We start from the raw sequence: 11,704 nt of genomic DNA on the forward strand, positions 1-11,704 counted from the left end.
GACGACTACGGCAAAAAGCGCATTACCGTTACCCAAACGCAGATAGACCGCACCATTGCCGACATAAAAGCCAAAGGTTACCCGGAAGTTGACGAGAAAATTGAATATATCTGTGACGCCAATTGGAAGGTATTCAAAAACCGTTTACCGGTACAGCCGGGAACTGCTACGAAAAGCGGGACCAAAATAACGATGAAAGGATGGCAAAATGTGGTTGCTTACGAAGTTTATAAGGATGAAAAATTAATGTTTGTTTCAAACATGTCTTCTTTTACTCTGGACTCTTTCGTAACCGATGATACCAAAGTATTTGCAATAGCATATAATGGGGATAAGTCAGAAGTGACGTTTTAATTGAGTAACCATAGAAATTTATGCAGAATGATTTATTATATAAAATAAATTAATGCTATATTTGAAGTTTAATTGAAAAAGTGCAGATTACACATTCATCTATTTTGCATAATTCCATAATTAGTGCAACTTTTAATTAATCAGTTACTAAAACTCAGGTCGCATTTTTAATCTCAGGATTGAATTATTGTAGTATTGAACACTATTACAGGTGACCAATAAAATAATAATTACTTTTTAAAATATATATAATCAGATAAAACAGTATATTCAAAATTTTATTCAACATGACAAAGACAAATTTATTTTTTTTATCATTACTGCTTGTCGTTTTTGCAGCGTGTACCACAAACGTTAATAAAGCAGGCAGTGAAAATCCTTCCCGTTATGTTATTCAAACGGAAGTGCCTGAACGTCCTGCAGGACAAAAAGATGTACTTGGCTTGGTTGCACCCAGGCTCGATACGGTAAGGGTGGGTTTTATCGGGCTTGGAATGCGAGGCCCGGGAGCTGTGCAGCGATTTACACACATTCCAGGCACTCAGATAGTAGCATTATGCGATCTGCACGCCGACAGGGTGGAAAAAGCACAAACCATACTCGATAGAGCAGGCCTGCCCCTCGCTGCAGGATATAGCGGAAGCGAAGATGCCTGGAAAGAACTTTGTCAGCGCGATGATATTGATCTGGTTTATATTGCTACCGACTGGAAACATCATGCCGAAATGATGGTTTACGCAATGGAGCAGGGTAAGCATGTGGCATGTGAAGTACCGGCATCAATGACCCTAGATGAGATATGGTCGGTGGTGAACACAGCAGAAAGGACTCAGAAGCATGCAATGCAGCTCGAAAATTGCGTATATGATTTCTTTGAGCTCACGACTCTGAATATGGTGCAACAAGGCCTTTTCGGTGAGGTACTCCATGCCGAAGGTTCGTATATCCATGATCTGTCCGATTTCTGGGGATACTATGAAGGGGATTGGCGCTTGCAATACAATAAGGAGTTCAGGGGTGACGTTTATGCTACTCATGGCATGGGGCCGGCTGCTCAGGTGATGAACCTGCATCGTGGGGATAAGATGAACATATTAGTTTCTATGGATACCAAACCGGTAAATATTCCTGAATATCTCATTGAAAAGAGGGGAATGGATCCGGATAGTGCTTACAACTTTGCCAATGGTCAGAATACAATGACAATGATACGAACTGAAAATGGCAAAACCATTCATATTCAGCACGATGTGGCGTCGCCACGTCCATATTCACGTATGTATCAGGTTAGTGGAACAAAAGGTTTTGCTAATAAATATCCCAATGAGGGTTATGCTGTTCAAGGTAAATCCCTGGATGCTGATATTGCACCCAATCTAGAGAACCTGAGTGCCCATAACTATGTATCGCAAGAGGTAAAAGAAGCTTTGATGAAAAAATATAAACACCGCATTCATCGCGAGCTGGAAGAGAAGGCAAAAGAGGTAGGTGGTCACGGAGGTATGGATTTTATTATGGATTACCGTTTGATCTATTGTTTACGGAACGGTTTGCCTTTGGATATGGATGTATACGACTTAGCTGAATGGTGCTCATTGGCTGAACTAAGCCGCATCTCAATTGAGAATAACAATGCTCCGGTAGCTGTACCCGATTTCACACGTGGTAACTGGAACAAGGTTCAGGGATTCAAACATGCTTTTGCAGATTAAGGACATGAGTCCCCTCCGATAACTCTTTTCTACTGAAAATTTTCCAAAATCATCATTGATTTTCAGCGAGTTGAAAACTATTAAAACTGGATTTGGGGATTTTCGGAGCAGACTCAGACATTAGAATTATATATAAAAAAAGCGGGTTTTTTGATCCGCTTTTTTTTATACCCGTTTTTTATGAAATCTCTTGAAGTGCCTTAAAATATTATATATTCAGTGTTAATCAGCTTTTTAATGAGTTGTCAGTATCTCCTGTTTTTTAATAGTTCCGGAATTTGAGCCGGCTCTTTAGCAACCGGAACACCGGCTGCCTCAAAGGCTGCTATCTTTTCGGCTGCAGTGCCTGTTCCGCTGGAGATGATGGCCCCTGCATGGCCCATCTGCTTGTCGGGAGGAGCCTCTTGTCCTGCAATAAAGGCAGTTAAGGGCTTTGTAACATGTTTCCTGATATATTCGGCAGCACGTTCTTCAGCATCGCCACCAATTTCACCTATTAAAACTATGGAATCGGTCTCAGGATCGTTCTCGAACATCTCAAGCAACTCATTATAATAGAGCCCCACTACAGGGTCACCACCAACACCTATGGCTGTAGACTGTCCCAAGCCGCCGGCAGTAAGGTTATATACAACTTCATATGTTAAAGTACCGCTGCGACTAATTACTCCGGTACCTCCCTGCTTGAAAATCATAGAAGGCATAATGCCTACGAGGCTTTTCCCGGGAGAGATTAATCCCGGACAATTGGGACCTATAAGACTGGAGCCTCTTTGGTTGATATAGTGATACGCTTCAATCACATCGAGGGTAGGAATACCCTCTGTTATGCAGACAATCAGATTAATACCCGCATCTGCAGCTTCCATCATGGCGTCCTTAGCAAAAGCAGCCGGAACAAATATAACGGATGTGTTGGCCCCGGTCTCTATCACAGCATCTTTTACCGTGTTGAATACTGGTATGCCATCTACAAGTTCACCCGCTTTTCCGGGTGATGTACCACCAACAACATTTGTACCGTAAACTTTCATTTTTGAGGCGTGAAAACCGCCATCGCGACCGGTAATTCCCTGTACGATAAGTCGTGTATCGTTGTTTATAAGAATACTCATAGTATGTTTTTTCAGTCTTGATTGTAATTTGTTAATTCTACTGCTTTCCGGGTTGCCTCACCCATGTTTTCAGCAACATGAAAAAGAGAACCCTGCAAAAGAGCACGCCCCTCTTTTTCATTGGTACCTGTGAGGCGGATAACGATAGGTACATTGTTTTTCATTTGCTTAAAAGCTTCCAGCAAACCATTTGCAACATCATCGCAACGGGTGATGCCCCCGAAAATATTGATTAGCACTACTTTTACATTTTTGTCACTCAGCAACAGTTTCATAGCTTCAATTACCTTTGTGGGATTGGAGCTTCCCCCTATATCGAGGAAATTTGCAGGATTACCGCCATAGAGCTTGATCATGTCCATTGTAGCCATGGCTAGGCCGGCACCGTTTACCATGCACCCTATCTCTCCTCCCAGATTAACATAGCTGAATCCTTTGCTCTTTGCATTCTGCTCCTTTTTCTCCTCCTCGGTGGGCTCGTTAAGGGCTGCAATCCTGGGATGACGGTAGAGTGCATTATCATCGAAGGTTATTTTTGCATCAATTGCCATGATCTTACCCTCATCGGTAACCACCAGCGGGTTGATCTCGGCAAGAGAGGCATCTGTTTCCAAAAATAATTTATACAGTTTCTGGAAAATTAAGGCTGCCTGTCGTACAAGATTAATATCGTCGAAGAGCTTGAATGCTGACTCACGAGCAAGAAAATCAGGAATACCAGCAGAGGGATCAATCACAAATTTGTAAATTTTATCGGGTGTAGACCTGGCCACCTCCTCAATATCCATTCCTCCCTCTTTGCTAAGCATCAGAATTGTAGATTTAGAATTTCTGTCAATCACATAACTAACATAATACTCTTTGGAAATATTCACAGCCTCACCTATGAGAATACGGTCAACCTTGAATCCTTTAATGTCCATGCCAAGAATGGAAGCAGCGTGCCTGCGTAACTCTATCTCATCAGTGGCAAGCTTCACTCCACCGGCTTTGCCCCTGCCACCAGTATGTACCTGAGCTTTTACTATCACTTTCTGTGAATCCATATGGTTGTAAGCTTTCACAGCATCTTCCACTGAGCGGCACACTATACTCCTATCAACGGGGATGCCATATGTCGCAAATATCTCTTTTGCCTGATATTCATGAATTTTCATGGGCTTTTTTTGATAATTTTATGATGTTAGGAAATTTCTGTAAATCTATAATATATTTTTCAAAATAAAAAACTTTGACATGTTAAATGCAAAAGTGTAGAATCAACCAGCAAGTGCGATATTACTTAAATTATTTAATAAATTACAGTTATCGTATCCTGGCCTGCAAACTTTATGCAGGTGGCTTGAGTTTTCTCACTGCTATTTTGAGTTGTAAGGGTGATAAACAGCTTATTTTTTCGTATTATTGTATCCGAATTGATAAAACATTTTTACTCAAACTTCAAATAGGAAAAGATGAACGATTTTCAGTGTTTACTTATCAGGCGCAGAAGCATCAGGAAATTTAAAAAAGAGAACCTGTCGCCTGATGAAACCCAAAAAATTCTTGAAGCTGCCCTGCTGTCCCCTACATCAAAAAACAGACATTCTTGGGAGTTTATTATTGTTGAAGACAGGGAAATGCTTTCTAAGCTTTCTGCTTGTAAACCGAATAGTGGCGCTTTTATTGCCGATGCTGCCCTGGCAGTTATAGTTGCCGGTAATCCGCTTGAAAGTGATGCATGGATTGAGGATGCTTCCATAGCTGCAATAAACATGCAGCTTCAGGCCGAAGAGCTGGGTATAGGCAGTTGCTGGGTGCAGGTGAGGAACCGTTACTACTCTGATAAGGTGTCGTCGGGCGATTATATAAACGAATTACTTCAGATACCCATGCCCATTGAGGTCCTTTGTGTGATTGCCTTTGGTAAAAAAGAGAAAGAGAAGGCACCTGCTGATCCTGATAATCTGCACTGGGAAAAGGTACATATAGAATTTTTCAAAACAATAACCGGATAAAGGCTGCTATGATTGATTTTTCAAGAATACCATCTCCATGTTTTGTAATGGAAGAGGAGCTGCTTCGAAAGAATCTTCACCTGATAAAATCGGTTAAGGAGCGTGCAGGCGTAAATATTATACTTGCTTTTAAAGCTTTTGCCATGTGGAGGTCGTTTCCAATAGTGAAAGAGTATATTCAGCATTCTACAGCCAGCTCTATCGCTGAGGCCAGGCTTGCCTTTGAAGAGATGGGAAATCCGGCGCATACTTACGCTCCAGCATATATAGAAGAAGATTTTCCACTGTTCCTGAAATACAGCAGTCACATAACCTTCAACTCACTTTCGCAGTTCGAGCGTTTTTATCCTCACGTAGTGGCTTCAGGGAAAAAGATTTATTGCGGATTAAGGATCAACCCGGAATTCTCGGTAGTGGATACCGATCTTTATAATCCCAGCACACCGGGATCACGCCTTGGTGTGACATCAGGCACGATAGGTGAGAGGTTGCCGGAAGGAATTTCAGGACTGCATCTGCACAACCTGTGCGAAAACAACTCATATGATCTGGAACGGACTCTGGAGGCCGTAGAGAAGAAGTTCGGCAGGCTGTTCGGACAGATTAGCTGGCTGAATCTTGGAGGCGGTCATCTTATGACCCACAGGGAGTACGATGTGGAGCACCTGATAACTGTATTGAAAGGGCTGAAAGAACGTTACCCACACTTAGAAGTCATTCTGGAACCTGGTAGCGCTTTCGCATGGGAGACAGGTGTACTGGTGGCTACCGTTGCCGATATCGTGGAAAACAAAGGGGTGAAAACAGCGATGCTGAATGTGTCGTTTGCATGTCACATGCCCGACTGTCTGGAGATGCCATACAAACCCCGTATCCGTGGTGCATATAATGAACCGGTAGATGGTAAGCCTACTTACAGAATGGGAGGTAACAGCTGCCTGAGCGGAGACTTCATGGGGGACTGGTCTTTTGATAATCCATTGCGGGTAGGGGACAGGATTGTGTTTGAAGATATGATCCATTACACTATCGTAAAAACCACTATGTTTAATGGTGTTTCACACCCATCTATCGGTTTATGGACAAAAGAGGGGAAGTTTATTCTTTACAGGAAATTTGGTTATGAAGATTATAAAAACCGTATGAGCTGAGAGGCAACTTGGTTATAATGGTTATCAAAAACCCTGAGTCGATGCCGTGGTTAAAAACATCTATCGGCCCAATTTGCTTATAATGGTTAACAAACCCTATGGTCAGGGATTTTCATGAAAAAATGCCAGGGACTTTTCGGAGTGGACTCACAAATGGAAAAACTGATACTATCCAAGGCATTATTTTCGAGAAAGACAGCATTAAAATCAACGGCTCAAAAGTGGACAGAAATTGTAGTTTCTCAAAAATTGACCAAGAAAGTAAAGGCAACGCTTTTCAAGTATTGCAAGAAGTGGAACAGCAAGTAGTGCAAGCCAACTTTTCTGAGAGTGCCGTGGGGGGCTATCACATCAATTATATCACAATTCAGTCTGTTCTCATTACTCAGCAGTCCGCATTACGACGCCACGCTTGCCGAGTATATGGAATCGCTGCAAGCGAAAAAACGAAAGGCGAGAAGCCGGGTAAGAATACACAGAATAAGCTAAAACAGTAAAAACAACATCTAAAAAAATAATTTATGAACACCACAGACAACGGAAACATCCTTTTGATGTTTGAAGAAATCAACCAAAAGCTAGAGAGAGTTGGTCAGTGAATCGACAAAATCGAACAAAGCCAGTCGGCAAACAATGCCGATACAAATCAAGACTTGATAAATGAAATTTCGCAACTGAAATCCGAATTAGATGTATTTTATCAAGTACACAACGAGAATATGAATGAGCTGAAGAACCGGAACCGACCCGCCAAAGTGGAAATCGAATTCACAATCACTTCCATGCCCTCGCTGATTATTATTTTTCATTGATGGTTATACTGTTATCGCTTGCGATATGGATCAGGTCTTTAAAAAACGAACTGTATGATTATTCCGATAACGATTTAAAGTTTCGTTACATCTAAATGCAGGGACAAGCCACCCGGGAAGATTTAGCAACCTTGGACACCCTTTTTTATTTCAACCGAGACAGTAAGAAAATCAGAGAGCTTCGCAAACAAGTGAAAGTTTTCGAGAAGAATGTGGAAGAACGGGCAAGGATTATTGAGCGAGAGGAGAGGCTAAAAAGAGAGAGAGAGACCATTGAGGAAAGATTGGGAAATATAAAAAAGTAACAAATTTTTTTGTTATTATTAAAATAATATGTAAAATTGTACGGTAGCGATGCTTTACAAGATATTTTTATCTTTTGTAAAACTTATTGATTTCTTTTTAATATTGTCGTTGTGTGAGTTTATATTATAAAAGAGAAGAGTTTAAATATATCTAATATTCGTTTCAATAATAAGATAATATAAGGAAATATTGTTTAATTCCTTTTCCCATGAAAAGTTTTATAATCTAACACGTATTTTGTGCTATGAAAAGATTTTTTTTGATAGAAATATTTCTACTATTTTTTTTAAATGTTCTATTTGCTCAGGTTAGTCCCCTCTATAACACAGTAATTCCTCCTTCTCCGAGTTCTGCTACTTATAGACAATATGGAAACTATGCCCCTTCACTTGCGACCGGTTCAATTAATATTCCAATTTCTTTGTATAATATTGAATTTGGCGGATACTCCCTTCCCCTTTCCCTTGTGTATAATACTTCTGGTATCAAAGTAGAAGAAGACCCCTATCCTTGTGGATATGGATGGAAATTTTTCCCTGGTTTACGGATTATGCGGACAATATTAGGACGACCGGATCTAAATGGCATTAACTATAAAATGGATATGTCTAACTTTAATGAGGAGGCACCTTATGACTATTACAAAAAACTGGTATATTCTTCTAAAGCCGGAGATTTTCCCGATATTCCCCTGAAAGACTATATTGATAGTCAGCATGATATATTTACTATTCATTTACCCAATTTACAAATTACATTTTTTATTGTAAATAATAAAGTTAGGACTGTTGGTACTAACGTGAAAATTATACCCAAGCTAGATGGTGGCGAACTGATCGGTTTTAAGGTTATAGATGATAAAGGTATAGAGTACTTTTTTGAGAATTATTTAGAAAAAACAGAAAACAATATTACAACTGCCTGGATGTTGGATCGCATCGTTTTACCGGGAAATAAAATCATTAGTTTTAAATGGGATTATTTTAAACATTCGAAAACCCAAAACTATGTAACAGTTTCTGATGAGTTGAGAGATTGTTTTCCATATGATTACAACAGATTTGATGATAATGATTCTTATATATCAGCCTCTGAATTAGGTTATGCAACTGAACAAGGGAATTATGATAAAATGTGTCATCTTTCTAAGATAACTTATTCCGGTACTTCAATTAATTTTAAGTATAAAGACATAGATGATCCTTTTTTAACAAATTTATCAGTTATAAATCAAAATGGTGATATTGTTAAAAATATCGACTTTAACTATGGGGTTGAAGTCCAAGAAGATTTATTGTTGCAAAGTTTATCATTCTCCGATGAAGGTAAATACACCTTTATATATAATCCTATACGTTTTTCTAATTATTATTCTCAGGATTTTTGGGGATATTATAACGGCAAACCAAATCACTCTTTAGTCCCTCTTTTGAAATTAAAAACAAAGCCAAATAGAGAAAGTGCATATCTACAGACTAAAGTAGTGGGTAATGCCGATAGAAGCATTAATTGTGAAGCAATGAAAGCTAATATCCTGGAAAAGATAATCTATCCTACCGGAGGGTATTCTATCTTCTCATATGAAGCACACCAATTTAACGGAAAAACACCCACTGCAACCTGGCTTGACAGTTCTTATCGAGTAGCTTTAAATCAAGGTGGAGGCTTAAGGGTTACCAAAATCACTTCAACGGCAGATTCTAATTCTGCTCCGGTTGTCAAATACTATAAGTATGGTATTAACGAAAATGGAAAAGCTGTAAGCATTGCTGAACCAACTTATGATACTTTTGTGGAAGATTACAAAGGAGGAATGTATCATGATTTTTCTAGCGATCATGAATCAGGCTCTCTATTTAAGTTCCTCACATTTAGAATACTATATCTAAATGGACGATCTAATTATTCAAAAATGAATTTTAATGCTGTCCCTATATGGTATGAGGAGGTAACTGAATATACAGAAGATGAAGGGAAAACTGTTTTTAGCTTTAGGAAAGTTGCAGAAGATAATGTGTTCACAAACATTGAAGGATATGGTACAGGTCTACCACATTGGAGCAGCTCCTCGGATGGGTTAAAAAGTGATGAAGAAATAACTTTCAATAGAAAAACGATACAGCGCTATAATAATATTTTTACTCATGGTCCCTTAAATACCCAAATAAAAGTATATAAATTAGATAAAGGCTCATATATTCTCCTGCGAGAGAAAAAATATAATTATAAGCTAGAAAATATTCAGCCCGATAATCTGATAAAAGGTTTACTGGTCGAAAGGAACACTTTAAATTTTATGGGAAATAATCCTGATTTCAAATATTTAGAAGATGGAAGTATACATTGGGAACAGGGGTTACATTTTCAACGTAGTTATTATAATGATTTTTATTCAGCTCATTTTTACGATATATTAGAGATTAAAGAGGTGTTGGACAGCGAAGAGACTATTTCATATACCCCAAATGGAGTAGTTAATCAAAAGGTTGAGTATACATACAAAAATGATTTAATAAAAACTAAAACGATTACTAATTCGGAAGGGAGTAAAATGACTGAGACCTATTTATATCCATACGATTATGGTTTGGTGGATGATATAAATCAAAGCAATATATTGAGAGGTATGGTAAATAAAAATATAGTGGTGGTCCCTGTTTCTGTTACTTCATGTATAAACACCTCAGAAATAACGAAAGAAATATGGTATAAATCAGTGGCAAATACCTATTTGCCAAGTCAAGAATTTTATCAAAAGGATAATAATCCCAAGGAATGTCGTTTTATTTATGAATACGATAAAAAAGGTAATATTAGAAGTATATCAAAAGATGGTATTAAAACTTATTATATCTGGGGGTATAACTATCAATATACTGTAGCAAAAATAGAAAATGCTTCATATAGCGAGATTATTAATAACCTTGGTACAGACATTGATCTGTTTTCAGCAGCAGTAGTTCCCGATTTCAGTAAGCTCAACGGTTTACGTCAAAAACTGAAAAAAGCTTTTATTACTACATATGGCTATACACCTTTAATTGGTATTATTTTCTCCACAGAGCCTAATGGAAAAACTACTTATTATGAATATGACCCGGTTGGTCGCTTACAGTATATACTAAATACAGACATAGAGGTTTTGAAAAAGTTCGATTATCATATAATAAACTCCAATTAAAAATAAAAATATGAACATAATACGCAGGAAGGTTTGCTTGAAATTGATATTTATTTTTCTTTTAGTCTTCCAAATATATACGATTTACAGTCAATGTGATTTAATGACTGTCTATCCGTCAAGTCTCACTTTTACGGAAGTGGGAGAATCCTCAACGCTATATTTTGACACATCGTTTAATTGTGACTTTACTCTTCGGATGTCGGAACATATTAGTTGCAGAATACAAGACGGGCAAATTTTGGTAACATACACTAAGCCCCCTACTACAAATTTAATGTCAAAAATAGAGTTCGTAAATTCTTCTCAAAATGTATTTTTAGAAGTTCCCATAACCACTCCTCTAATAGCAGGAGAGATTAGAGCATCCATTACAACTGTTTATCCGAACAATTCACCAGGTACTTTTAGCAATATTGCTGTTGCAATGGGAGGAAACGGTGAATATATCTATTTCTGGGAACAATCGCCTGCCGGTAAAAACTTGTGGACTATTATTCCCGGTACACAAAGTACAACATACAGTTGTCCAAAACTAACAACAAGTACATCTTTTAGAAGAGTGGTAAAAAGTGGAGTCCAAACGGCTTATTCAAATGTAATAACAATTAACGTCAATACAGAGCCGTCAAATAAAAACAATTTTATAAAAACTCGAAATATGCTTACTAACTCAGGTACTTCTTATATTGACGAATTTGAATATTTTGATGGGTTGGGACGTTCAGTCGAGTCTGTCTATGGCGATATTGTGCACTTTAGAGAATATGATGGCTAAGGGAGACTTTCCAAGGTGTGGAACCCTATTCCCGCTCCTGAAGAAAACGCGTTTATCGATAAATCTTCTGTTAACACAATAGCCACATCATTTTATGAAGATAATGCCGCATTCAGTAAAATAGTATATGAACCATCAACTTTAAATAGAAGAAAAGAAGAGTATGGTCCCGGAATTCAATGGCACAACTCAAATAGAGGTATATTTACAGATTGGTTTACCAATAATTCCGATAGTCTATCGTGTAAACAATACAAAATAGGACTTGATGGAACCACTTTGGAAAACCTAAACAATT

General features: G+C 38.3%; 10 protein-coding genes and 1 pseudogene. 9 read left to right on the plus strand and 2 right to left on the minus strand.

From position 1 onward, the window contains the following. Both B3B27_RS02565 and B3B27_RS02570 read left to right on the plus strand, forming a co-directional pair. Positions 1–354: pseudogene (locus B3B27_RS02565) on the plus strand (arylsulfatase); the annotation flags it as partial. 287 nt (positions 355–641) lie between these two features. After that, positions 642–2,066, plus strand: a complete 1,425-nt coding sequence (locus tag B3B27_RS02570) for a Gfo/Idh/MocA family protein (RefSeq protein ID WP_238867601.1) — start codon at positions 642–644, stop codon at positions 2,064–2,066. Between the two features lie 245 nt (positions 2,067–2,311). Here B3B27_RS02570 and sucD read toward each other — a convergent pair whose 3' ends face one another. After that, positions 2,312–3,181, minus strand: a complete 870-nt coding sequence (sucD, locus tag B3B27_RS02575) for a succinate--CoA ligase subunit alpha (RefSeq protein WP_286834035.1) — start codon at positions 3,179–3,181, stop codon at positions 2,312–2,314. 11 nt (positions 3,182–3,192) lie between these two features. After that, positions 3,193–4,338 carry an ADP-forming succinate--CoA ligase subunit beta gene (gene sucC, locus B3B27_RS02580; RefSeq protein ID WP_286845514.1) on the minus strand — a complete coding sequence of 382 codons (1,146 nt, stop codon included), beginning with the start codon at positions 4,336–4,338 and terminating at the stop codon, positions 3,193–3,195. A 297-nt stretch (positions 4,339–4,635) separates the two neighbouring features. On the opposite strand from sucC, the gene B3B27_RS02585 reads away from it, so the two are divergent. The 7 genes from B3B27_RS02585 to B3B27_RS02615 form a co-directional block, all read left to right on the plus strand. Beyond that, the gene (locus B3B27_RS02585) at positions 4,636–5,178 is read left to right on the plus strand and encodes a nitroreductase family protein (RefSeq protein ID WP_238867598.1); all 543 of its coding nucleotides are present in this window, start codon (positions 4,636–4,638) and stop codon (positions 5,176–5,178) included. Positions 5,179–5,186: 8 nt separating this feature from the next. Then, entirely contained in the window at positions 5,187–6,329 is a 1,143-nt protein-coding gene (nspC, locus tag B3B27_RS02590) for a carboxynorspermidine decarboxylase (protein WP_286834033.1), read from the plus strand. A gap of 98 nt (positions 6,330–6,427) precedes the next feature. Then, positions 6,428–6,826 carry a hypothetical protein gene (locus tag B3B27_RS02595; RefSeq protein ID WP_238867596.1) on the plus strand — a complete coding sequence of 133 codons (399 nt, stop codon included), beginning with the start codon at positions 6,428–6,430 and terminating at the stop codon, positions 6,824–6,826. 410 nt (positions 6,827–7,236) lie between these two features. Further along, complete coding sequence (locus tag B3B27_RS02600; protein WP_286846786.1) at positions 7,237–7,446, plus strand: hypothetical protein; 210 nt, start codon at positions 7,237–7,239, stop codon at positions 7,444–7,446. A 245-nt stretch (positions 7,447–7,691) separates the two neighbouring features. After that, a complete protein-coding gene (locus B3B27_RS02605; protein WP_286834032.1) occupies positions 7,692–10,628 on the plus strand; it encodes a hypothetical protein in 2,937 nt (978 codons plus the stop codon). Between the two features lie 277 nt (positions 10,629–10,905). Continuing rightward, positions 10,906–11,406: a hypothetical protein gene (locus B3B27_RS02610; protein ID WP_286834030.1), complete on the plus strand. Its 501-nt coding sequence runs from the start codon at positions 10,906–10,908 to the stop codon at positions 11,404–11,406. Positions 11,407–11,421: 15 nt separating this feature from the next. Further along, the coding region (locus B3B27_RS02615; protein ID WP_286846788.1) for a hypothetical protein at positions 11,422–11,704 on the plus strand (283 nt) is incomplete at its 3' end.

The organism is Proteiniphilum sp. UBA5463 (assembly GCF_002427225.1).
Classification (GTDB): domain Bacteria; phylum Bacteroidota; class Bacteroidia; order Bacteroidales; family Dysgonomonadaceae; genus Proteiniphilum; species Proteiniphilum propionicum.

Coding starts and splice junctions, on each gene's coding strand:
- B3B27_RS02585 (WP_238867598.1), top strand. CDS start 4,636: ATGAACGATTTTCAGTGTTTACTTATCAGGCGCAGAAGCATCAGGAAA.
- B3B27_RS02600 (WP_286846786.1), top strand. CDS start 7,237: ATGCAGGGACAAGCCACCCGGGAAGATTTAGCAACCTTGGACACCCTT.
- B3B27_RS02595 (WP_238867596.1), top strand. CDS start 6,428: ATGGTCAGGGATTTTCATGAAAAAATGCCAGGGACTTTTCGGAGTGGA.
- B3B27_RS02610 (WP_286834030.1), top strand. CDS start 10,906: ATGTCAAAAATAGAGTTCGTAAATTCTTCTCAAAATGTATTTTTAGAA.
- B3B27_RS02570 (WP_238867601.1), top strand. CDS start 642: ATGACAAAGACAAATTTATTTTTTTTATCATTACTGCTTGTCGTTTTT.
- sucD (WP_286834035.1), bottom strand. CDS start 3,181: ATGAGTATTCTTATAAACAACGATACACGACTTATCGTACAGGGAATT.
- B3B27_RS02605 (WP_286834032.1), top strand. CDS start 7,692: ATGAAAAGATTTTTTTTGATAGAAATATTTCTACTATTTTTTTTAAAT.
- nspC (WP_286834033.1), top strand. CDS start 5,187: ATGATTGATTTTTCAAGAATACCATCTCCATGTTTTGTAATGGAAGAG.
- sucC (WP_286845514.1), bottom strand. CDS start 4,338: ATGAAAATTCATGAATATCAGGCAAAAGAGATATTTGCGACATATGGC.